The sequence below is a fragment of the Rhizobium sp. CG4 genome, assembly GCF_023701965.1.
Lineage (GTDB): Bacteria > Pseudomonadota > Alphaproteobacteria > Rhizobiales > Rhizobiaceae > Agrobacterium.
Genome location: NZ_JABAEG010000007.1, coordinates 294,831 through 316,379 on the forward strand (window position 1 = coordinate 294,831; position 21,549 = coordinate 316,379).

Below are 21,549 nucleotides of genomic sequence, written 5' to 3' on the forward strand. Positions count from 1 at the left end.
AGGGTGAACGACACCGCGTGGTTTTGGGGAAGGACAAAGGACGCAATGGATGTCAGCTCCGAGGAGGTCCCATTCGTCTCGGAGCGGGAAAACTGAAGCTGACGTCAATGAAAATTCCGGCTTTTCACCTTTAGCGTATCGATATGCAGGTCGGGCACGAACATGTCTCTCGGCCGCACGACTTTTGGCCGGTCTCGCGAGTCCGGTCCACCACCATGGGCAAACTCATCGCCTCGTCCGGTTGGTAGCCTGAATTCACCATCGCGATCAGCCAATCCGGACAGATCAGCTGTCAGGTCAAACAGCTGCTGCGCCACCAGATGCACGACCTCACCTTCCCGCTGGATGCGACCGTTTACAGCCATCATTGAAGAACCCAGCACAACGCGTCGTCGTTTTTCAAACAGTGTCGGCCAGACAACGAGGTTGGCGGGGCCGGTCTCGTCCTCAATAGTGATGAACATCACACCTTTGGCAGATCCGGGTTTTTGCCGGACAAGCACAAGTCCTGCCGTGTAGACCCAGCGCCCGTCCCTGGCATTCATCGCATCGGCGCAGGTGATGATATTGCGATGAGACAGGTCCTTGCGCAAAAAACTGACCGGATGCTGCCGCAGGGTCAGTCCGACGTGGCTGTAATCCTGCACCACATTGTGTCCCTCAGTCATTTGCCGCAATGCCACCTCAGGCTCCTGCTGTTCCGCTATGGCTGTCATCTGTTTCTCTGCTGCCGCAGCGAATAGGGGCAGAGGTTCATCGCGCAGCGCCTTGATGGCCCAGAGCGCATCACGACGTTCGAGTTTCAATGACGGCAGGAACGCGTCAGCCTTGGCGAGTTGTACCAATACCTCCGACGGTACGCCTGATCGGCGCCACATGTCGTCGATGGATGTAAACGCCACATTCATTCTCGCCGCAACGATCCGCCCAGCATCGACACTTGCCAACCCCTTGACCTGCCGAAAACCGAGCCGAACCGCATGGCGGCCGTTGTTGCCTGCTTTCTCCAGTGTGCAATCCCAACGTGACCGGTTGATACAGACCGGCCGCACCTCGACACCGTGCGCTATCGCATCGCCAACTATCTGGGCCGGCGCATAAAAGCCCATCGGCTGCGCATTTAACAGGGCGGCACAGAATGCATCCGGATAGTGGCATTTGATGTAGTTTGAGGCATATGCAATAAGGGCAAAAGACGCGGCATGACTTTCCGGGAAGCCGTAGCTGCCGAAGCCCTCGAGCTGGGAGAACGTCTTCTCGGCAAATTCCGGCGTGTAACCGTTCTCCACCATACCGGACACAAGCTTTTCCTTGAACCGCGACACCCCGCCGGTGAACTTGAAGGTTGCCATCGACTTGCGTAACTGATCGGCTTCGCCGCCTGTGAACCCGGCGCACACCATCGCCACCCGCATCGCACTTTCCTGGAACAACGGCACGCCCAGCGTCTTGCCAAGCACGGCTTCAAGCTCTGGTGTGGGATATTCAACCGGTTCCTTGCCCTCTCGCCTTCGCAAATATGGATGCACCATGTCGCCCTGGATCGGGCCGGGCCGAACGATCGCAACCTGCACAACGAGATCGTAGAATGTCCGTGGTTTCAGGCGCGGCAGCATTGCCATCTGAGCGCGGCTCTCGATCTGGAAAGTGCCAAGCGTGTCGGCCTTGCGGATCATTGCGTAGGTTGCCGGGTCCTCCTGTGTGATATTTGAAAGATCGAGGTCGTTGTCCTTGTGCTCGCGGATCAGATCGAAGGCCTTTGCCATGCAGGTCAACATGCCAAGCGCCAGCACGTCGACTTTCATGAACTTCAGTGCCTCGACATCATCCTTGTCCCATTCGATGATCTGCCGGTCCTTCATGGTGGCTGGCTCAATCGGCACCAGATCATCAAGGCGGTCATGGGTCAGCACAAAACCACCAGGATGCTGGCCGAGATGCCGCGGTGCGCCCATCAGCTCCTGCGCCAGTTTCAGTGTCAGGACCAGCCGGCGATCATCCGGATTGAGATTGAGTTCCCGTACATTGCGATCACAAACCTCCTCCGACCAGGACCACATGCCTGACGACAGCGCCTTGATAACATCCTCGGGCAGGCCAAGTGCCTTTCCGACATCGCGGATCGCGCCCTTCGCCCGGTATCTGGTCACGGTTGCGCAGAGAGCCGCTTTCTCACGGGTATAAGTTTTGTAAATCCACTGGATCACTTCCTCACGCCGCTCGTGCTCGAAATCCACATCGATGTCAGGCGGCTCATCACGTTCCTGGCTCACAAAACGCTCGAACAGCAGATCGTTGGTTGAAGGATCAATCGAGGTGATGCCGAGAACGTAACAGACCGCACTGTTGGCGGCTGACCCACGCCCCTGACAGAGAATGCCCTGCCCGCGCGCAAATCTGACGATCGAAAACACCGTCAGGAAGTATGGGGCATATTTCATGGTGCGGATGAGGTTGAGCTCATGCCGTATGGTTTTGAGAACCTCCGGCGGCAGGCCCTCGGGATATCGATCTGGCACACACTCCCAGACATAGTGTTCAAGCGAGGCCTGCGCATCCTTGCCCGGCACGATCGCTTCCTCTGGGTATTGATAGGTGAGCTCCTCAAGCGAGAAGGTGCAGCGCCGGACAATTTCCATGCTGCGTGCCACCGCTTCGGGATAACGCGGGAACAGGCGTGATATTTCCTCTGGCGGTTTCATATAGCGATCTGCATGGCGCTCGCGCTCGAAGCCAATCTCATCAATGGTAGTATTGTTGCGGATACAAGTGACGATGTCTTGCAACTGTCGACGGCCAGGTTCATGAAACAGCACATCATTGGTAACGACGGTTTTGACACCTGAACGAGCCGCGAGGCCGACAAGCTTGTGCAACCGCATTTGATCATTTGGCCGGCGCCGCAAACAGAGCGAAACATAGGCACGATCTGCGAAGACCTCTGCCATTTTTCTCATCTGCACCGCACAGCGATCATCCGGCAGATCAGGCACCAGAATGCCAATCATGCCGGCGGAATAGGTGATCACGTCATCCCAGGTCAAAATGCAGTTGTTCTTGCCGCCACGCGATTTGCCCAGCGTAATCAGACGCGTCAGCCGCGAATAGGCGGCACGGTTTGTGGGGTAAACCAAAAGCGACATGCCGTCTTGCAGGTCAAGCCGACAGCCGACCACCAGCCTCACACCGGTGGATCGGGATGCTTCCAGCGCGCGGACAATGCCGGCAAGCGAATTGCGATCCACAACACCGACCGCTTCGATGCCGAGGAGCTTTGCGGTCTCGAACAGTTCCTGCGCCGAGCTCGCACCGCGCAGGAAGGAAAAGTGGGTGGTGACCTGCAGCTCTGCATAGCTCATGCGAATATCCCATGCACGAACCAGCGATGGGAGCCGGTTTGAGGATCAACACCGTCGCCCGAGCGAAACACCCAAAGACGCTCACCAGCTTCATCCTCGATCAGGAAATAATCCCGGACCGCTTCCATTTCCGCATTGCGTTGCCACCACTCTCCGAAGATGCGCTCCGGCCCATCAGCCCGTTTGACCTTGCGGCGTTTGCCACGCCAGACAATCGATACTGGAGGACGGTCTGGCAGCAATGCAATCGCTTCGATCAGTTCAGGTCGCGGCAATAGTCTTACCGGCCGAAGCCAGTGGCTCACCCAGACAGTACTGACCGGATCAGCCGCCGCAGATATGCGTTTGACAGAGCGCTCCGGCACGTCAGAAGCAACCGGTGCTACACGATAAACCCGGTTGCCGCGATTGCCGTAGATATCGATCAGCGGGGTGACATCCGTCATCTCGTCTTCGACCAAGGCGGATGATTTCTGGGCCTCCTCCAGCGGTTCGGCCATGACGGCGATAAGGCTCAGCTTTTCGATACCAAATCCCGGCTCGATCTTTTCCGTGCGGTCACGAAACAGTTTGGTCAGCCAGGCAACATCGCGGGCAGGTTTGGCAGTGCCGGCACGGATCGCCTGTCGCGTGCCGTCGACCTTTTCTACGATGAGGTCGGCTCGTCTTACGCCGAGCCCCTTTTTCTGCAGTTCCTCAATTAGTTGGATGACCAGCCTGCCGACATATTTGTCGATGGTTTCTGCCGCACCGATCGGCTCAGCGAAGGATCTGCTGACCTCGATCAGTTCAGCTGTGCGGATAGGATCAATCGGTTCAGCAACCCGACCGAACATCTGATCAAGCCGGCGGCCAATCTCGGGACCGAACCGCAACGCCAGTGGTGCGCGAGGTGTATTGGCCAATTCACCAATTGTCTGGAAACCGAGCGTCCGCAGATCCGTGATAACAGCTGACGGCAGACGTAACAGGGCGATGGAGAGCTTTTCCACCGCACGCACAGTTTCCCCTGATGGCACTATGACCGTATCGCGATTGATGGTGCGTGCGCAGGCATGGGCGGCACCCCAGGTATCGGCCACCGCCACGCGGGCGGTCAGCTTTTTTGCCAGAAACTGGTTGGCAATCTTGGTCACCATCGGCATCTCACCACCCTGCAGGTGATCTGCCCCTTCCGTATCCATGACAATGCCATCGCGACCATCAACCGCGACGATCGGCGAATAGATGGTCAGAGCCCAAAGGGCTATGCGCTCCAAGGCAGAGGCATCGGCAGCAAGGTCAGCATCAACAAGCATGAGACCGCGAAACAGTGCCTGTGCCTTAGCTGCTGGCATGCCGACATGAACACCGGCCTTGCAGGCAGCCAGATCAGCGGCAGATACCCAGCGTTTGGACCCGCTTCTGCTGATGACTGCGATCGCCTGTTCAGGCAAAATGGAGGGATCGGCGCGACGAATGCGATCCGTCGGCAGATCCGGTAGGTAGATCGATACGACCCGTGTCATCGCACGCCCTCACGAGAAACTCAGCACACTCACCCGCTTTCACGCGCATCAATTCCAGAAACCACTGGGCACTGCCCACGCCCGGTACTGGAAGTTGTTCCGATGGCATTACACTGACGCGCCATCTGGTTGTCGAAGCGGTCGGTTGCCCGAAATCATTGGCCTCCGTCTGTCGTCGCCATCGCCTGACCGCCAGTGCCATGGTGCCTGTCCGTTCTGCAGCAAGCTGGAGGCGACGCGAGCCAACCATTGGCAGGCGTACGAGCTCGCCGACAACGGCACCCAATCCGCCAAAGGCCAACCCCTCTTCCATGTTGGCAAGCACGTCTTCTTCACGGTCGGATTCCACAAAGATCACCCGGTCCGGATGAAGGCCCACCTGCGCGAGAGCTGGAAAAAACAGATCTGGCCGCGTCAGGCACCAGACGACCGGTCCTTTGGTTCGCGCCGCAATGCCGGCTGCAAAAAGCGCAGCCGCTGCACCATCAACCGTCCCTGCCCCGCCGCCTGCAAATTCGTGCAGTGCGCCGTAGGAAAGGCCACCGCCCGGCAAAACCCGGTCAATGTCGGCGACGCCAAACGGCAAGGTTCCGGCGTTGCGCGCCGAGTTTCTTTCCAAAGAAGCGATACGCTGGCGCAGATCTGAAATCACATGCTGGCAGGCAACAGTCATCGTTCACAGCTCCCTTTGGACATGTGTTTGCAGGTCGACATAATGTCGCAAGAATTGATGTGTTCATTGTTTGTTCCAATCGTAATCATGAGTCAAGCGGCTCAAAATTTGGGAATATTATCCTTTTTGATGGAATTTAAGCGAATAGTGATAAGAATCAAATCTGTAGCGGAAACGCAATTTATTTAAAAAATTTGCCTATCTGCATCCAGATGGTGGATAGCGGGGTTGAACGACCTCGTTCAATATTCTTGAGTTTCCCCGGATGGATCGCCCTGAGCCGAGTCTACAGCTGGCACTCAAAACATCCGCCTTGGCTATCAGAAAATAGAGCTGAGTGACGGGTGACACGGGTGGAAACCTCTTCGTTTCGACCACAATAAGGGCTCGAAAGTCACGCGGCGTAACTACTGCGACTGAACGGGCACTAACTTGAGAAATCCGCGGGCTTCGACATGGTGCTGTCTAACCTAGTGAATGGCTTAGTCCGTCAACGTACACAGAGCTTGTTAGCGGAACACAATAGCGACCGTTACCATTACACACTGCCGCCGCAGTGGGCGATGTGGAGTAAATTGCATGAATACCAGAATTTGCATCATCGGTTCAGGCCCAACCGGCATTTTTACACTTAAGACGCTGGTTGCCTCTCCAGTTCCGCTGATAATTAGCGTGTTTGATGCCGAACTTGTCGCGGGCAAGGGAACACCCTACCTGCCGGGGGCAAATGATCCGGTTATGTTGTCAAATATTCCCAGCATCGAGATACCGCTGTTGATGGAAACGCTCGTAGATTGGCTTAACCGTCAGTCCGACGACTATCTGAGCACATTCAGCATAAGCCGATCATCAATAAACGATCGCGAATTTTATCCGCGCCTAGTGATCGGAGACTATTTTCACGATCAATTTCAGGCGATCCTATCTGTTGGAAAAATCAACCGCCATCGCGTTGAGGTTTATCCCGGCCATAGGGTTACCGACATCGAGCTCGGCACAACTGATATCCGTGTTAAAGTCTCCAGCTTCGACGGGGATTTTGACGCCGTGTTCGACCATGTCGTTATGGCCACGGGTCACAACTGGCCTGAAAACACTCAGGTCAAACCCGGATATTTTGCGTCGCCGTGGCCCGCTACAGAACTGCAAGAGATCGGCCATGGCAGACTTGGCATTCTTGGCACGTCGCTCAGCGGCATCGATGCACTTCTAACAGTTGCGACCTCTTGTGGTTCATTCGTTTGTGACGACGGGGGAACATTGCAGTACGTAACAAGTGCAGGACACCAGGACTTTCACGCAACAATGATGTCCCGGAAGGGCTTATTGCCCGAAGCTGACTTCTATTGCCCACTTCCCTATATAGAACCACAAATTTGTACGTATGAAGCCATCCAAAACGAAGTCAATATCGGTTCTCAGGGCCTGCTGGATCGGGTGTTTGATCTTTTCCAGCGAGAGTTGTTGGCAGCTGATCCTGACTATTCGGCTGAAATCGGTCTCAGTCACCTGTCGGTAGACACATTCGCGGACGCTTACTATGGGCGGCGTTCAGACACTGATCCATTCGTATGGGCCGCGACAAACCTTGCGGAAGCGCACCTCAATTTCGAGCTGCAGTTCACCATTCCTTGGCGATACGCCATTCTCATTACGCATGAGATTATAGAGAAAGCGATACCACACCTCGACACAACCGATCTCACGCGTTTTAACCGGTCATTCAAGGGTATTTTTATCGATCAGTACGCGACGGTTCCACATCTTTCTATTCGTCGGCTTTTGGCACTGCGTAACGCTGGCCGATTAGACATTATTAAGCTCGGATCGGACTATGACATTGAGACCGAGGGGCTCGAACGCGGAGCACGAATCCGGACAGGCGATAGAGAACAACAGTTCAGCAGTTTCATCGACGCGACCGGACAAAGCAGCTTGTCTGTTCGTGAACTGCCTTTCCCCACCCTGTTAAAGCAACGCGGGATCCAGGCGGCAAACACGCCTGAGCCAGCACGTCGTTTCATGGATGGCGAAAGTGCCAACTTTAAAAAGACAGGTGGCATCGAGATCGACGAGGCGTACCGACCACGGGGAGCAACGGCACTTTCAAACCGACTTTACTGTGTGGCAATCCCATTCCTCTTGCACAAGCGTCCCTTCGTTCAGGGCATCACAAGTGCTGCTGAACTGGGAAAGACGGCAGCAAACGCCATATTGGCGGACATTGCGGTGGATCAGCCGCCCGTACTTCGCATGGCATAACAGAGGCTGTGGAACAGCTGAATTCGTCAAGCGTTGGCTGATAATGAAAAAAATCGGAATAGTAAAAGAGATTTGGCGCTACCCGGTCAGTTCACTGGGCGGAGAGCGGTGTCGTCGGGCGCAGGTGAATGGCTCAGGGATTTGCGGCGACCGTCAGTATGCTCTATTCGATGCTTTCTCAGGGGCAGTGGCTGCGCCCGAGAAGGACAGCCGGTGGCGACCTGCCTTGTTCTTGAGCAGCCGCATCTGTGATAATGACATTACGCAGATTTGCTTTCCCGACGGGCGTCGGATGGACGTCAATGAACGAGGGTTGCTGCCATACCTGAGGGATCATTTCGGATTTGACGTGGCTGTAGGCCAGTATGGTGAACCAACCGCCCAAAATGTTTCGCTCCCACAGGTGAGTAATCGATATGATCTGGCACCCCTCCACCTGCTGACCACTGCCTCGCTTTGTGAGATTGTAAAAACAGCTCCAGAAAGTGCTAAGGATCCGCGGCGCTTTCGGCCAAATATTTTGATAGAAACGGATTGTGAAGCAAGCTTTGCAGAGACAGATTGGCTCGGCGCGAAGTTGAGTATTGGTCCCACCACATTGAATGTCTCAGAGCCCACGAAACGTTGTGGAATGACCTTCATTGGTCAGCCCGGTCTTGAGGAAGAACCAGAAATATTGCGAAATATCGTCCGAAAAAATCGCAGGACACTCGGTGTCTACTGCGACGTGATGATCTCAGGATCGATCGAGTTGGGAGCAGCAGTCAACCTGCAAATTCAGTCGCTGAACGAAAGGCCGATCAACTGAGCTCAACTCATTGCCATAACCGATGTTCATCGGCTTTGTTGTCGGGTTAGCGATTGAAATAGTTCTGGAGAAATATAGACGCCTTCTGCGCTCCGGATGAGGAGATCGTGTGACCAACATCTGGAAGCAATGTCACTGTCACATCAAACCCAGCAGCCTTCAATTGCGTGCCGGCAGCCACCGAGGCAGCCGACGGAATAGTCTTGTCTGCGCGACCATGGATCAACAGAACGCGTGCGTCATTACTGGCAGAGATCGCCAATGGCAGCATGCCGGCAAAACTAACGACGGCGCCTACTTTCCATCTCCCATTGGCGACTGCGTCCAAAGCCATGATTGCGCCTTGCGACACACCCACGAAAGCAACGTTACGCAAGTTACCTTCGAAACCTTCTCGTCTCACGATCTCAGATACCAGTTCGTCAAAAGCACGTCGCGCTCCCTGGATGCGATCGGGACGCATAACTTGGTCATCCACTACGAACCACTGCCTCCCACCCGATCTGTGAGCGAAAGGCGCATCGGGATACACGAAGCTCGTATTCGCCAAGGTCTTTTCCCACGATTTTCCGATCGTGGTAAACTGAGTCCCCCCTCCTCTGATGCCGTGGAAAAAGATAACCAAGTGTCGGCTTTTCTGCGCGTTGGCCGGTCTTTGAGCGATCTGTGCAGTGAACAGCTCATGGGTTCGAAAAGCGGTTGGCTGGGCAACTTGACCCTGGACTGCAACTCGTCCGGGACGCTCCAACGCGCTTGCGTTGGATGAACCCACCACCAAGAAAACGACTGAAAAGATCATGCAAGTGACGAAGGTGAATACGGCGAGTTGTGATGACATCATAAGGGGCCCAGTGGAATTATCGAAACCAGTCTGACTTGCCTTTGTTCCCCTGTTCAGCCGTCACCATCGCTAACAACTGCGTGATTACATATCGCTTATTTTAGTTGTCACGACGATGCAGGCCTGATGGTGTTCGGAACATTCGATTTAGACCATCGTTATCGAACAAGAAGTCATCACACATGTCAGGAAAATTTCATGCAGCGCTTCCACGATAAGGTTATCATCATCACCGGAGCGGGATCCGGAATTGGCAAGGCAACAGCAGAGAGATTTCTGAGTGAGGGGGGCCAAGTCACACTCGTTGGCCGCACCATGTCAAAGCTGGAAGAGGTGGCGAAGCGATATTCGCCCGATCAGGTGTTGATCGTTGAAGCAGACGTATCGAATGAAGCTGAAGTAGCCGCATTTGTTGCGGGAACCAAAGAGAAGTTCGGCCGCATAGATATTCTTGTGAACAATGCAGGCGTAGTCGCCGAGGGCGACGTCGAGACCCTCTCTACTGATGACTGGCGCAAGGTGATGGCTACTGATCTCGATGGCGTCTTCTTCGCGTCGCGTTCGGCGATGCCACATCTCAAATCGTCAAAGGGTTCGATAGTGAATGTCAGTTCGGTTTCCGGGACAGGTGGTGACTGGGGCATGGCTGCCTATAACGCAGCCAAAGGCGGTGTCACGAACCTGACGCGAGCAATGGCGATGGATCATGGCAAGGACGGCGTGGGGATAAACGCGGTTTGCCCAAGCCTCACAAGCACTGGAATGACCGAGGATATAATGGGCGATGAAAAGCTTCTCGCCAGATTTAATGAGCGGTTCGCATTAGATGGGCCAGGAAAGCCGGAGGATGTGGCAGGGGTCATCGCGTTTCTTGCGAGCGAGGACGCGAGATTTGTGACGGGAGTGAACTTACCCGTAGATGGTGGCATGTCGGCCTCCAATGGCCAGCCGCCTCAATAATCCAAACGCTTCATAAGATGGTTCAGTGGTCAGGCTGATCGGCAGGAACAGTGCGATGTCAACATTTCGAATTCGCGTGATTGACCTTGAGACGGCAGGAAACGGCCAAAGCGACGTGTGCGAGATTGGCTGGCAGGACGTGGTTTTCGACAGCGCCGATGGCTGGGTCGTGTCGAGCGAACGGGGATCGCAGTTGGTTAATCCGGGTAGGCCTATATCTCCTGATACGATGGCTGTTCATCACATTCTCGACTGTGAGGTTGCCGATGCGCCCTACTGGAAAGAAATAGCGCGATCGATACTGCGTCCTGACGGCAACATTGATGCTTTAGCTGCGCATCGCGCGACCTTCGAACAGAGATATTGCACGCCGCACATGACCGGTGGCCTGCCCTGGATCTGCACATGGAAATGCGCGCTCCGAATGTGGCCGGAACTTCCACGATTTTCCAATCAGATGCTGCGTTACCAACGTATGCCTCAGGGCCTTATCCACGAGCTTGGACTTCCAGCGCACCGGGCCATGCCGGACGCCTATGTCACGGCTCACCACCTGCGAGACCAGTTGAACGCCACATCGCTCGAACAGTTGCTCGCGTGGAGCAATGAACCTGGCCTTTTGCCACGGGTGCCCACCGGTAGTAACCGAGGCAAGAGCTGGGACCGTCTCAGTGTCGAAACGCTGGCTGAATTCCTCCACGACAGAGATGTCGATGTGCGTTTCAGTGCGCAGACAGAGCTTACACGAAGAAGCGAACTGCAGCCGACCGTGGTGTCGGAACCAGTGCAGCGAACTTTGTTATGAACGAGCAGTCGCCTTCATCAAAATATCCCCACACGCCGGACGGAAGATACTTTGTCGTGCGCGGACGTTTGTGGCGAGCAAGCAATCCATTTCTCGATGAGCAGACGAAACGGCATTTGGTCAAACAGTTAATGTCAGCGCGTCGTGCGGTTCGGCAGGCTGAGGGTGATCCTGACCGTGTGGCTGCTGCACGCAGCCGCGTCGACACTGCAAAGGTGGCGCTGGGCGAGCGCGGTCCTGTGTGGTGGAACGACGAGGAACCGGATTTCAATAGGCAGCTTGTAAGAAAAACACCTTATGCCGCATGGTTTTCTGGGATCTCAAAATAGCGTAGATTTAGCAGGGGAGTACAAGGGTCACCCGACTGCCGCCTCGCAGTATCTTGATGGTCCTTTACGTACCGTTATTTTCCGGTCATGACGTGACGTTGTGGGGCTTGGGGAACATTGAATTCCGCGTTTATACGTAAACAAGCCAAAAGTTTTCCACCCGCGTTACGGATCGTAATTTATATCCCAGTCCTTGCTTGGCTTTTTGGCCCCAGGCGGCGCCTTATTTATAGTCGCATCATCTGACCCCGTGATAACGCGGGGCTTGGCACTAGACACTCCGTTGTTTCTGGATGATTTTTTGCCCCGGGCAAACTGCGGTTTGCTGTCCTGATGGATCTGCTCAATATTGTCTTTTTTCGTCATGTGTACTTCCTCCACTCGCCTCCTAACTCTGATCGTTTGACGTTGTTCCTGATTTTCTTCGCACACGCCTGAAATAAGCGCAGATCCTAAGTAACCCACCTTTTCAGTGACCACGGACGACGGAAACAGAATGAACATGTATGAGAGCCGTCAGCCCCCAACTGCAAACGAAAGCAAAAGTTTAGCGGTTTTTAGTCACCCGCAGAGAAGCTAGTCTCTTTACTGGGCTAACCCCCCAGACTTCTCATCGTACGGTGCCGTACGGCAACCAGATACACGTAAAGGCATTCCTATCCCATGTGAGGAAGCCAAGATGAGTAATCCTAAAATAATCGGCGCTACGCTACGGGTTTCGAACGAAAACGAGATCAGTTTACTCAAGGACCAGATCGCGGGATTCACCACTACACTTCTGGTGTTCGCCCGCCGGTTTGTGCGAACGGATCAAGACGCTGAAGATCTGGTACAGGAAGCAATTTTCAGGGCGCTTCGTTCCGCGCATCTTTTTACTCCCGGTACGTCGCTCAAATCCTGGCTTTTTACCATTCTACGAAATAGCTTTTGCAGTCGCTACAAAGTCGCAAAGCGGGAACACGTGGGCCTCCCACTATCGGTTCATCAATGCATGACAACCACACCAGAACAAGAATGGAAATTAGAACACGATCAGGTAATGCTCGCGATCCGGGATCTGGACGTAAGACAACGACAGGCCCTGATGCTCGTTGCGGAAGGGACAAGCTATGCCGCCGCAGCCGAGATTTGTGGCTGTAAGATCGGTACAATAAAAAGCCGCGTAAACAGAGCGCGAGAGACCTTAAAGCGAGATCTCTACTGAGCAGGTATTTCCCGCCTCATCTGGCACATTTTTTAGTACAGCGTTTAGTGCGTTAGAGCCGCGGCCATATTCCCAGCATCCACCGAATGCCCGGAGACTGGAAATTGTGCGTGCCTGAACGTGTTCAGCGTATTTGCGACATTTGTTATCACGACTGATATAAGACTGCGGACGTCCTGCGCTGACAGCGAGCACCTGATGCTGAGGAGCGAATGCACGTGCACACGCTCGTTCAAAACAAATGGCCTTGACGCTTTCCTTGGCCATCTGGGTGAAGTGAAACAGGCCGACGGAATCGGGTCAATCGGCGGACCGGCCTTTCGGGATTTTGTCCTACGGTTTCTGTTACCTACTGAGAACATTCAACGAAATGGCTTTGGCTAAAACGCGGTTGCCTGCATAAAGCCACTGACAAAAGACAAGATCAAGCTTTGTCAGTTCTCATTCACTCATGACAGAGCAACGCAGATGGCACGAGCTAGTGATACATTCGTCGGTTAGGACGATTACTGTCAAAAAGCGAAGCCCATAGATAGTCCCTCACCTTACCCATTACATTCTCAAGCCCGGCCGATTTCAACAATCCATCCAGATGACGGACGACTTTTGCCAGATGCTGTCTTCCCCCGAACTCGTTGTAGTCGTCAGCGCGTTTCATCAACGCGAATAGCTCGGCTTGCAACTGAATTCCACTTAGTCCGGCTGCGATTAAAGCCGCATCGCTCGTAGATGCGACCTTTAAGCGCGCGGCGCGAAATCTCTCTTGGGCGCTACTACCAGGGACAGCTGGATCCCCACGCCATGCATTGATCATAGCATCATACAGGTTGGACGCGAATAACCGCACACCCAGACTATCCTCGCCGGACACAACGAGTTGACACAGGAATGCCTCTGCCTCGTCAAGCAACTCGATCAACATAACGCGGCTCGACTTGTCCAGGGGCAGTGGAATGTTAATTATGGACAAGGCGTACCTCGCAATATTGGAGACCGGAATTACCTTAAGCACGACATGTGCCGGAACCGTCGAGATGATTAGTCTGAAATCCTTAATGTCTGCCAAAAAAACGCTCGACCGAAACCAGCCTTGATCCGAAAAGACTTTGCCGCTGCGTGAAAATCCATAATGCGCAATCTTGACCCATCGAGTGAAATTCTACCGCGCATTTCGTCGGGTCCGACGCGCGCAGCTGGGCTTCGTACTGTGGGCCAAGGGTCACGCGTCACTTACGCGTGTCTAGCAACTGCCCCGTCAGTTGCTCCGACAGTGTCCAAAGCCGCTCTGCCGCCTCAACATCCATGGCCCAAGACGCAACGCCCTTGTTCCCGTCAGCTTGGCTCTGCGGCAAAGCAATCTCGCAATCCTCGCAATAAACGCCGCCAATGCCATTAAGCTCAGGACGGGTTGCCGCCCAGACACTAGTAGCAGCGCCTTGTTCCGGGCTCTTGAGATCGCGTGATGGGTCAACGCGACGGTTACCGTTCTCGTCATAGACATCGAACGAGTTAATCTCGTCTTCGCTCAGATGCCGGGCAAGATCTGTTAGAATGACACCGGGGTGGAGAGAGAATGCCCGCACACCATGTTGTTCACCGCGCCGGTCGAGTCCGACAGCAAAGAGCGCATTGGCTGTTTTCGCCTGTCCGTAAGCCTGCCACTTATCGTAGGCGCGTTTTGTGAAGTCGACATCGTCGAAATCAACAGGCGCAATCTGATGGCCTCTAGAAGATACGGAAATCACACGAGCACCTTTCGCCTTAAGGAGTGCGGGCCATAACCCTGCCACTAGCCGGAAATGCCCGAGATGGTTTGTCGCGAACTGGCTCTCATGTCCATCCGCATCTCGGGCCAGCGGCGTCGCCATGACACCCGCACTGTTAACCAGGATCGAGATCGGCGTGTCGTTCGCGACCATTCTGTTTGCGAATGCCGCGACGGATGCCGGATCTGCGAGGTCCATGGTTTCGATGATCACTCTCTCGATGCCAGCAAGCGTGCGCTGCGCCTTCTCGCCGTTTCGGGCCGGCACAATGACGGTGGCACCAGCACCGGCAAGCGCTCTTGTGGTCTCGATTCCCAGACCCGAATAACCGCCCGTGACAACCGCCGTCTTGCCGGACAGGTCCATCTCCGCCACCACATCATGCGCTGTGCTTGCCGCGTTAAAACGGGATCCAATCGGTTTTTGCTCGGACATATCGGCACTCCTTTTTTGTTTGTGCTGATTTTTATATCGGATAAGATATCGGAGCCTCCAGTTCGCAAACGCCGGATTTTTGTCGTGATCGTCCAATATAATCAGGATGCTTTGTCCGATGTGCTAAGCGTGATCGATGCGCAAGCCCTGTTTACGGTACGATTTGCCGCAGGTGGCAACTGGTCAGTTGCCTTCCCACCACCCGGATATGTCAAGTTCAATGCTATCCGCCAGGGCGGCGCATGGTTGCTCTCAGACGGTGAGGCACCCATGTGGGTAAAAGCCGGAGATTGTCTCGTGGTGAGCGGCAGGGCCTTTACACTCTGTGGCGATCCGAAGGCGAAGTCGATCCCCGCGAGCGAAGTGTTCGCGGGTGGTGCTTTGGACGTTTGTGTCGGAGATGGTCGAGATTTCGTGCTTCTTGGCGGCAGTGTCAGTCTCGACACGGTCGACGGCTCCCTGTTGACTGATGCCCTTCCACCGGTCGTCGTGATCGAGCGCGAGGAGACTGGTCCCATCACTTTCCTGCTCGAACAGCTTGATCTCGAATGGAACGGTGCAGCGCCTGGCTCGCGCATAGCCTGCAACGATCTGCTTCGGTTGGTATTCATCCACGTTCTGCGCGCCTACCTGGCACGCCAGACCTCGCAGCATCCGGGTTGGCTTGCTGGACTTGCCGACGCACGCCTTGCGCCATCCATGCGGGCGATCCATTCGCAACCGGCGCGCAGATGGACAGTAGATGCACTGGCCGAACTTGCAGGACTGTCACGCTCGGCCTTCGCCGAGCGATTTCGCGCTACTGTTGGATCCTCACCGATAGATTATCTTGCCAACTGGCGGATGCGGCTTGCGGCAGCAAGGCTGCGTCGTGGCAATGAGTCATTGTCACGGATCGCTCAATCCTTCGGTTACAGCTCAGACAGTGCCTTTGCCGCCACATTCCGGCGCGTTGTTGGACAGTCTCCTGCGCGCTACCGCAGCCTGCACCGAGACCAGGCGGACGCTTAGCCGTCACGGTCCCATCATCGCATCGGAGCGCACCGCTTCAATGATAAAATCAAACACTGCTTTCACCCGCAAAAGCGGATATCTGGTCGACGCAAATATGAACTGATCGGGAAACGCGCCGACAGACGGGACCGGAGTTGCGCTGCGAAGATTTCAACAAATCGATAGAAATGCGCTTTGTCGAATATCAAGCCAAGAAAACAGCTGTTGTAACGAGGTGGGATTTTGCCCGGCTGCAGGACTTGTACCTGCCAACCGGGTCAATGTTTTTGAGCGCTCCGTGCCAATATATCAATTATACACCGGGATCGCCGTCACCCTTACCTTGCTTTCCCGACAGTCGAGAGTCGTGTCTGCCAGACAGGGCTTATGGTCAGTCCGGTGATGTCCCCGCGTATGGCAACGGAGTCAGTGACCTGTGAGATTGCCTGGATCGCGGGCACTCGATCACGATAGATTTGCTGGATTTTGGCATATTCGGCTTTTTGCTGCTCGGGTGCCATGAACAGCGCCTTATCAATCTTATTGTTGAGTTCTTCGTCGCGGTAAGAAACCCGCCAGCTCAACAGACCTGACAATTGCGCTTCGTCACTATTGTCAGGATTATGGACAATACTGCGCAGGTCACCGTCTGGATGAGAAACCTGGCCGCCACTTCGCCCTACCAACAGCTGGAATTCGCGTTTGCGCATTGGTCCATAAACAGTCTCTCCACCGCCTGTGATCAATTTTACATCCACGCCCCCATCTGACAACGCGCCCTGAATGGCGACTGATAGATTGTCAAACGGTGGCTCCGACAGAGCGTGTAAGGACAGTTGCAGTCCGTCTGGATATCCTGCTTCTTTCAAGAGCAACTTGGCGCCTTCGACGTCCCGCTCAGGCGGAGTGTCATTGTTTTCACCACCCAGACCAATCTGGATCGGGTCGACATGAAGGACGCCGTAATATTTCATAACGGCATCATTGATCGCTTTGAAATCAATGAGCTTGATTATTGCTTGCCTGACCTTGGGGTCTGACAGCGCCTTATCCTTTACTGACATGGCCAGATAATAGAGACCGTTCCCGACCTCGTTGATTATCTTGACGTCCTTGTCCTTTTCCAGTGCACTGAGGTCTCCAGCGCTCAGTGAATAGGCGATGTCCAGATCACCTTTGCCAAGAAGCAATCTCTGAGACTGAGATTCCGGCAGATGCCGCATTATCACCCTGTCCATAGTCGCGGGTGCTCCCCAGTAGTTCTCATTGCGCTTCAGGACCACCATCTCGTTCGGCGTCATGACCTGCAGGTCGAATGCACCGGACCCTGCTGCATGTGTTGCAAGCCAAGCGCTGCCGAGATCGCCGTTCTTTTCGTTTTCAAGCACCGTTTTCATATCCAGGATGGATCCTGGACCGGTCATTGCGATCGTCAGGAGAATAATTTTCGGGTCGGTCTTTTGCGGAATGCGAATTTCAACTGTCTGCGGGTCTATTGCTATGAAGTTTTCGTCAGCATTTTGCGCGGTGTAACCCCTGATCTTGAAATTCGTGGCTTGGGCAAGGTTGAGTTTCAGGACGCGCTTGAAGGACCAGACGACATCTTCGCTGGTAACAGGGTTTCCAGAAGCGAAAGCGGCCCCGGGTCGTAAGTTAAGACGTATGGATGTTCCGTCCTGCGCAACAGTCCAGCTCTCCGCAAGTTCTGGTTTGAGTGCGGTACGGTCGGCCGGGTCAATAGCAATGAGATTGTCATAAAGATTGGTGATGATCTGGACACGTTCTTTGCCACCTGCGCCAGCCGGATCAAGCGTCAGAACGTTAGCCATCGAAAACCCGACGACCAGTTGGTTTTCCGGTGTTTTAGCGACTGCCGTCCATGGCTGCAAAGCCAGAAGAACCATCGCCGTCGTGGTTGCGATAAAACCTCGCCGGTTCAACTTTTTCATAATATTTCCTCCCATGGCGTTTCCTCCTCAGGGCGCCTGCGTGGCAAAGACTCTCTCACTTCACCAGGTTGTCGTTGATGTAATCAAGGTTGATGTCGACGCCGATCCCCGGCTGTTGAGACAGCGACACATAGCCTTCAGAATCCATCGGATCATCAATGGAGTTGAGGTATTCGGGGCATGCATCATAATCCAGCATGGGATGCAGGAGGCCACGCTCGTACCAGCGGCAGTTTTTGCTGACTGCAGATATCAGAAGATTTTCAGCGCCGTGACCATGAACCTCGCAATTCATGCCAAAACTCTCCGCCAGATGCATCGTCTTCAACGCAGGCGTAATACCTCCGACATCCTCAACGCCGGTGCGCAGAATATCGCAGGCACCCGCCTTTACCCATTCTGCCCGGTGCTTGTACTTGCCACCCATGGACTCAGGACCAATCACGGGGATTTTCAGTTCGGCGGCAAGCCATGCGTACGAGGACATGGACTGCTCGTCCATTACTTCCTCAATCCATGTAAAGTTCAACTTCTCAAGACCTTTACCGAGCGTGTATGCCTCCTCACGCGAATACCAGTGATATGCGTCCAGCATGAGCGGTATCGAAGGTCCGACAGCTTCACGCACAGCAGCACAGGCTTTCAGATCCATGTCGATATTGGGAGACCAGCTTACAGGGGGCATCCAAGTGTGCAGCTTGATGGCACGGTAACCGCGTTTAACGAGCCATTCAGCAAAGCGACCGTAATCCTCAGGCGTCGCCAGTCCGCCTTCAATCTCGTCACCGCACATGATCGAACCATAGGTCGGCACCTTGTCCCTGTACGATCCTGCCAGCTTGTAGGACGGTATGTTCGCCAGTTTCCCGCAAAGATCCCAAAGTGCCACATCCACAACGCCAAGTGTTCTGTCACTCAACTGGCCACCACTGCCCCGTTGCCAGTGTGCCAGATCCTGCCACAACCGTTCGCGTGCAAATGCGTCCTGATGTAACAGCACTGGCCTGATGAAGTTGTCGAGCAAATGCGAACGAACCTGTTCAGGGCTGCCAAACGCGTGTCCCTCCATGCCGTTTTCGGCGACCAGTGTCAAAATGGACTTTCTCACCCGCTTTGCCGGCCCCGGGTGATCGTGACCATCCGTATCCTTTTGCAGATGGGTGGTGTGCCAAAACGTGCGGACATGCACATCGACAATCTTCATTCTTCAACTCCCTAGCAATCATTCGTCCTTGGCGGCTGGAGACAACCGGCACAGATTTCACGTGCACAACAATTCCACAGCGTAGTAGGACATGTAAACATGATTTCAGTGCTTTTTTTCAATGCATCGAAAAGATGGACACTTCTTCGGATTCTAATACGACATCTATAATGCTGTTTTTTCTATCTTTAATCCGTTAAACGAAAACGAAAATAATTTTTTTGCTGTCCTACCACAACTGAACAACAGCCATCACTTGTCATACAGATTGTCTCGTAGTATGAAGAATTCAGGAGATCAGGAGGACCGGAATGAACAAAACGACATCGCTCGACAGCCTGTCATTGGCCGCCACCGATGCACGCCCTCTTGTTGCCCGCATCACGGATACTTTGCGCGAAGGCATTGAGCACGGTGATCTTGAGGCTGGTGACCGCCTGTCGAGCGAAACTGAACTCGCTCGACAGCATTCAGTCAGCCGTGCAGTCGTCAGAGAAGCTATCGCAATCCTGAGATCAAAGGGTCTCGTCGAAGTCAGGCGAGGCGTTGGCGCGTTCGTAGCGGAGCGTGTTCAAGAACCAGTCCCGTTTGCTGACCTGTCATTGGAGCGAATTTCGTCGGTCATTGAGTTGATCGAGTTGCGGCTTGGGTTTGAAACGGAGGCGGCATCGCTCGCTGCTACGCGACGCTCGGCGACCCAGCTTGAAGCAATTTTCGATGCGCATCGCCGAGTGGCTGAAGATATCGAACAGGAGCAGCCGACACGTTACACAGATTTCAATCTCCACCTGAAGATTGCCGAAGCCACGCAAAACAGCCGGTTTCCTGAATTGATGTTACTAGTCAAAGCAGGAATGGTGGCGGCAGGGCCGAAGGCCATATCGGAGGATTCCGCCTCGCTGCTTCCTAAAAATCCCCATCTTCAGGAAGAACACGGGCGGATCGTCAATGCCATATTGCGTGGATCGTCCGAAGATGCACGTGCCGCCATGCGAGCTCACCTGGAAGGCAGTCTCGAACGTTACAAAAATCTGCTCCTGGCTCGCATCGCGATGTAGCAAGGCAAAGTCGATGCGCTCAGGCATCGTCAACTCACCATAATTCTATCAAGAACCTGCTCGGGAGGCAGGCGGGAGGAAACATGTCCATGTGGAGGCTGCGGTTTATGCGATTTGCCGACCAGTTCGGTACGATAGCGGTCACCCTGCTCGGCTTGCTTATGCTTACTTTCTTTATCGGCCGTATGATGCCTGCCGACCCGGTGCGGGCTATTGTCGGTGAAGATGCGACACGGGAGACCTATGAGCAGGTCTTTCGTTCGCTCGGTCTCGACCGCCCCGTGTGGGAGCAGTTCTTCTTATATCTTCGCGATGTGCTGACGGGTAATTTCGGCACGTCTATCCGCACCGGTCAGCCGGTCATCCAGGATATCCTGCATGTCATGCCGGCGACGATTGAGCTGGCAACCTTTGCCATCATCATTGGTGCTGGCCTTGGTGTGCCGCTTGGCGTGTTTGCGGCTGTGAACAAGGATCGCTGGCAGGATCATGCCGTTCGTGTCGTCAGTCTGTTCGGCCATTCCATGCCGATTTTCTGGACCGGTATGATCGCGCTGATCGTGTTTTACGCCCATCTCGGTCTTGTCGGCGGTAGTGGCCGTATGGACCAGTTCTATATCGGCCTGGTCGATGAACGCACCGGCTTCCTGCTGATCGACAGCCTGCTTGCCGGTGACATGGATGTGTTCTGGTCGGCGGTAAACCACCTCATTCTTCCCGCCAGCCTGCTTGGGTATTCGTCATCGGCCTATATTACCCGTATGACCCGCAGCTTCATGCTGGATCAACTGGGTCAGGAATATGTGACGACGGCACGAGTGAAAGGCCTTTCCAGCCGACAGACCGTCTGGCTGCACGCCTTTGGCAACATCCGCGTCCAGCTCGTTACCATCGTGGCGCTGGCCTATGGCTCACTGCTTGAAGGCGCCGTGCTGATTGAAACGGTTTTCGCTTGGCCCGGTTTTGGCCAGTACCTCACCAGCAACCTGATTATCGGCGATATGAACGCGGTGATGACCTGCGTTCTGATCGTGGGCGTCATCTTCATCGGGCTTAACCTGTTGTCTGACGTTCTCTACCGCTTCTTTGATCCAAGGACACGCTGATGACCCCGCAAACACAAAGCACAGTGCGTCTTCCCGCCTGGTTGAATGCCCTGAAAAACATCTTTGTTTTCCTGCTGAAAAGTCCGACCTCGACCTTTGGTCTGATTGTTCTGGGACTGCTTATTCTGGCGGCGGTTTTTGCGCCATTCATTGCAACGCATAACCCCTATGCTCAGGATCTGGTCAACACCCTGCAGGCACCTGGCAATGGACATCTGTTCGGTACGGACGAGTTGGGACGTGATATTTTCAGCCGCCTGATCTGGGGCGCCCGTATCACACTGACCAT

General features: G+C 54.4%; 18 protein-coding genes and 1 pseudogene. 10 read left to right on the plus strand and 9 right to left on the minus strand.

Annotated elements, in window-relative coordinates; translation table 11 throughout:
* Nucleotides 1-104: 104 nt before the first annotated feature.
* The 3 genes from HGO37_RS19940 to HGO37_RS19950 are packed head-to-tail and all read right to left on the minus strand — an operon-like array spanning nucleotide 105 to nucleotide 5,540.
* The gene (locus HGO37_RS19940; RefSeq protein ID WP_250984854.1) at nucleotides 105-3,359 is read right to left on the minus strand and encodes an error-prone DNA polymerase; all 3,255 of its coding nucleotides are present in this window, start codon (nucleotides 3,357-3,359) and stop codon (nucleotides 105-107) included.
* Complete coding sequence (locus HGO37_RS19945) at nucleotides 3,356-4,867, minus strand: Y-family DNA polymerase (protein WP_250984855.1); 1,512 nt, start codon at nucleotides 4,865-4,867, stop codon at nucleotides 3,356-3,358. The genes HGO37_RS19940 and HGO37_RS19945 overlap by 4 nt, the downstream gene beginning before the upstream one ends.
* A complete protein-coding gene (locus HGO37_RS19950; protein WP_250984856.1) occupies nucleotides 4,788-5,540 on the minus strand; it encodes an ImuA family protein in 753 nt (250 codons plus the stop codon). Before HGO37_RS19950 ends, HGO37_RS19945 begins: the two co-directional genes overlap by 80 nt.
* A 579-nt stretch (nucleotides 5,541-6,119) precedes the next feature.
* Here HGO37_RS19950 and HGO37_RS19955 point away from each other — a divergent pair.
* Together HGO37_RS19955 and HGO37_RS19960 are read left to right on the plus strand one after the other, a co-directional pair.
* A complete protein-coding gene (locus tag HGO37_RS19955; RefSeq protein WP_250984857.1) occupies nucleotides 6,120-7,802 on the plus strand; it encodes an FAD/NAD(P)-binding protein in 1,683 nt (560 codons plus the stop codon).
* 43 nt (nucleotides 7,803-7,845) lie between these two features.
* Nucleotides 7,846-8,610, plus strand: a complete 765-nt coding sequence (locus tag HGO37_RS19960) for an MOSC domain-containing protein (protein WP_250984858.1) — start codon at nucleotides 7,846-7,848, stop codon at nucleotides 8,608-8,610.
* A 46-nt stretch (nucleotides 8,611-8,656) separates the two neighbouring features.
* Here the strand turns inward: HGO37_RS19960 and HGO37_RS19965 are convergent, their stop codons facing one another.
* On the minus strand, nucleotides 8,657-9,451 hold the full coding sequence (locus tag HGO37_RS19965) for an alpha/beta hydrolase (RefSeq protein ID WP_352230587.1): 795 nt from the start codon (nucleotides 9,449-9,451) through the stop codon (nucleotides 8,657-8,659).
* 198 nt (nucleotides 9,452-9,649) lie between these two features.
* Here HGO37_RS19965 and budC point away from each other — a divergent pair, with 198 nt between their 5' ends.
* The 3 genes from budC to HGO37_RS19980 are packed head-to-tail and all read left to right on the plus strand — an operon-like array spanning nucleotide 9,650 to nucleotide 11,545.
* Nucleotides 9,650-10,411 (plus strand): meso-2,3-butanediol dehydrogenase, encoded by a 762-nt coding sequence (budC, locus tag HGO37_RS19970; protein ID WP_250984859.1) that lies wholly within the window; start codon nucleotides 9,650-9,652, stop codon nucleotides 10,409-10,411.
* Nucleotides 10,412-10,466: 55 nt separating this feature from the next.
* Nucleotides 10,467-11,216, plus strand: coding sequence for an exonuclease domain-containing protein (locus HGO37_RS19975; RefSeq protein WP_250984860.1), 750 nt, complete (start codon nucleotides 10,467-10,469; stop codon nucleotides 11,214-11,216).
* Nucleotides 11,213-11,545, plus strand: a complete 333-nt coding sequence (locus HGO37_RS19980; RefSeq protein WP_250984861.1) for a hypothetical protein — start codon at nucleotides 11,213-11,215, stop codon at nucleotides 11,543-11,545. Before HGO37_RS19975 ends, HGO37_RS19980 begins: the two co-directional genes overlap by 4 nt.
* Nucleotides 11,546-11,710: 165 nt before the next feature.
* Here HGO37_RS19980 and HGO37_RS19985 read toward each other — a convergent pair whose 3' ends face one another.
* Nucleotides 11,711-11,911: a hypothetical protein gene (locus HGO37_RS19985; protein ID WP_192490050.1), complete on the minus strand. Its 201-nt coding sequence runs from the start codon at nucleotides 11,909-11,911 to the stop codon at nucleotides 11,711-11,713.
* Nucleotides 11,912-12,224: 313 nt separating this feature from the next.
* On the opposite strand from HGO37_RS19985, the gene HGO37_RS19990 reads away from it, so the two are divergent.
* Complete coding sequence (locus tag HGO37_RS19990; RefSeq protein WP_192490049.1) at nucleotides 12,225-12,749, plus strand: sigma-70 family RNA polymerase sigma factor; 525 nt, start codon at nucleotides 12,225-12,227, stop codon at nucleotides 12,747-12,749.
* 478 nt (nucleotides 12,750-13,227) lie between these two features.
* On the opposite strand, the gene HGO37_RS19995 is transcribed toward HGO37_RS19990, so the two are convergent.
* The gene (locus tag HGO37_RS19995; protein WP_192490048.1) at nucleotides 13,228-13,815 is read right to left on the minus strand and encodes a hypothetical protein; all 588 of its coding nucleotides are present in this window, start codon (nucleotides 13,813-13,815) and stop codon (nucleotides 13,228-13,230) included.
* A 160-nt stretch (nucleotides 13,816-13,975) separates the two neighbouring features.
* Nucleotides 13,976-14,950 carry an oxidoreductase gene (locus HGO37_RS20000; protein ID WP_250984862.1) on the minus strand — a complete coding sequence of 325 codons (975 nt, stop codon included), beginning with the start codon at nucleotides 14,948-14,950 and terminating at the stop codon, nucleotides 13,976-13,978.
* Nucleotides 14,951-15,034: 84 nt separating this feature from the next.
* Here HGO37_RS20000 and HGO37_RS20005 point away from each other — a divergent pair, with 84 nt between their 5' ends.
* Nucleotides 15,035-15,961 carry an AraC family transcriptional regulator gene (locus HGO37_RS20005; RefSeq protein WP_250984863.1) on the plus strand — a complete coding sequence of 309 codons (927 nt, stop codon included), beginning with the start codon at nucleotides 15,035-15,037 and terminating at the stop codon, nucleotides 15,959-15,961.
* 320 nt (nucleotides 15,962-16,281) lie between these two features.
* Here HGO37_RS20005 and HGO37_RS20010 read toward each other — a convergent pair whose 3' ends face one another.
* Together HGO37_RS20010 and HGO37_RS20015 are read right to left on the minus strand one after the other, a co-directional pair.
* Complete coding sequence (locus HGO37_RS20010; RefSeq protein WP_250984864.1) at nucleotides 16,282-17,892, minus strand: ABC transporter substrate-binding protein; 1,611 nt, start codon at nucleotides 17,890-17,892, stop codon at nucleotides 16,282-16,284.
* 55 nt (nucleotides 17,893-17,947) lie between these two features.
* Entirely contained in the window at nucleotides 17,948-19,096 is a 1,149-nt protein-coding gene (locus HGO37_RS20015; RefSeq protein ID WP_250984865.1) for an enolase C-terminal domain-like protein, read from the minus strand.
* Between the two features lie 311 nt (nucleotides 19,097-19,407).
* On the opposite strand from HGO37_RS20015, the gene HGO37_RS20020 reads away from it, so the two are divergent.
* The 3 genes and pseudogenes from HGO37_RS20020 to HGO37_RS20030 form a co-directional block, all read left to right on the plus strand.
* Nucleotides 19,408-20,154, plus strand: a complete 747-nt coding sequence (locus tag HGO37_RS20020; RefSeq protein WP_192490044.1) for a FadR/GntR family transcriptional regulator — start codon at nucleotides 19,408-19,410, stop codon at nucleotides 20,152-20,154.
* Between the two features lie 83 nt (nucleotides 20,155-20,237).
* Complete coding sequence (locus HGO37_RS20025) at nucleotides 20,238-21,260, plus strand: ABC transporter permease (protein WP_250984866.1); 1,023 nt, start codon at nucleotides 20,238-20,240, stop codon at nucleotides 21,258-21,260.
* A pseudogene (locus HGO37_RS20030) lies at nucleotides 21,260-21,549 on the plus strand (D,D-dipeptide ABC transporter permease); the annotation flags it as partial. The gene HGO37_RS20025 and the pseudogene HGO37_RS20030, both read left to right, overlap by 1 nt.

Excerpts from the sequence above, each read along its gene's own strand:
- HGO37_RS19950 (WP_250984856.1), bottom strand. The coding sequence starts at position 5,540 with ATGACTGTTGCCTGCCAGCATGTGATTTCAGATCTGCGCCAGCGTATC.
- HGO37_RS19980 (WP_250984861.1), top strand. The coding sequence starts at position 11,213 with ATGAACGAGCAGTCGCCTTCATCAAAATATCCCCACACGCCGGACGGA.
- HGO37_RS20010 (WP_250984864.1), bottom strand. The coding sequence starts at position 17,892 with ATGAAAAAGTTGAACCGGCGAGGTTTTATCGCAACCACGACGGCGATG.
- HGO37_RS20025 (WP_250984866.1), top strand. The coding sequence starts at position 20,238 with ATGTCCATGTGGAGGCTGCGGTTTATGCGATTTGCCGACCAGTTCGGT.
- HGO37_RS19955 (WP_250984857.1), top strand. The coding sequence starts at position 6,120 with ATGAATACCAGAATTTGCATCATCGGTTCAGGCCCAACCGGCATTTTT.
- HGO37_RS19960 (WP_250984858.1), top strand. The coding sequence starts at position 7,846 with ATGAAAAAAATCGGAATAGTAAAAGAGATTTGGCGCTACCCGGTCAGT.
- HGO37_RS19965 (WP_352230587.1), bottom strand. The coding sequence starts at position 9,451 with ATGATGTCATCACAACTCGCCGTATTCACCTTCGTCACTTGCATGATC.
- HGO37_RS19940 (WP_250984854.1), bottom strand. The coding sequence starts at position 3,359 with ATGAGCTATGCAGAGCTGCAGGTCACCACCCACTTTTCCTTCCTGCGC.
- HGO37_RS19985 (WP_192490050.1), bottom strand. The coding sequence starts at position 11,911 with ATGACGAAAAAAGACAATATTGAGCAGATCCATCAGGACAGCAAACCG.
- HGO37_RS20000 (WP_250984862.1), bottom strand. The coding sequence starts at position 14,950 with ATGTCCGAGCAAAAACCGATTGGATCCCGTTTTAACGCGGCAAGCACA.
- HGO37_RS19990 (WP_192490049.1), top strand. The coding sequence starts at position 12,225 with ATGAGTAATCCTAAAATAATCGGCGCTACGCTACGGGTTTCGAACGAA.
- HGO37_RS20015 (WP_250984865.1), bottom strand. The coding sequence starts at position 19,096 with ATGAAGATTGTCGATGTGCATGTCCGCACGTTTTGGCACACCACCCAT.
- budC (WP_250984859.1), top strand. The coding sequence starts at position 9,650 with ATGCAGCGCTTCCACGATAAGGTTATCATCATCACCGGAGCGGGATCC.
- HGO37_RS19945 (WP_250984855.1), bottom strand. The coding sequence starts at position 4,867 with ATGACACGGGTCGTATCGATCTACCTACCGGATCTGCCGACGGATCGC.
- HGO37_RS19975 (WP_250984860.1), top strand. The coding sequence starts at position 10,467 with ATGTCAACATTTCGAATTCGCGTGATTGACCTTGAGACGGCAGGAAAC.
- HGO37_RS20020 (WP_192490044.1), top strand. The coding sequence starts at position 19,408 with ATGAACAAAACGACATCGCTCGACAGCCTGTCATTGGCCGCCACCGAT.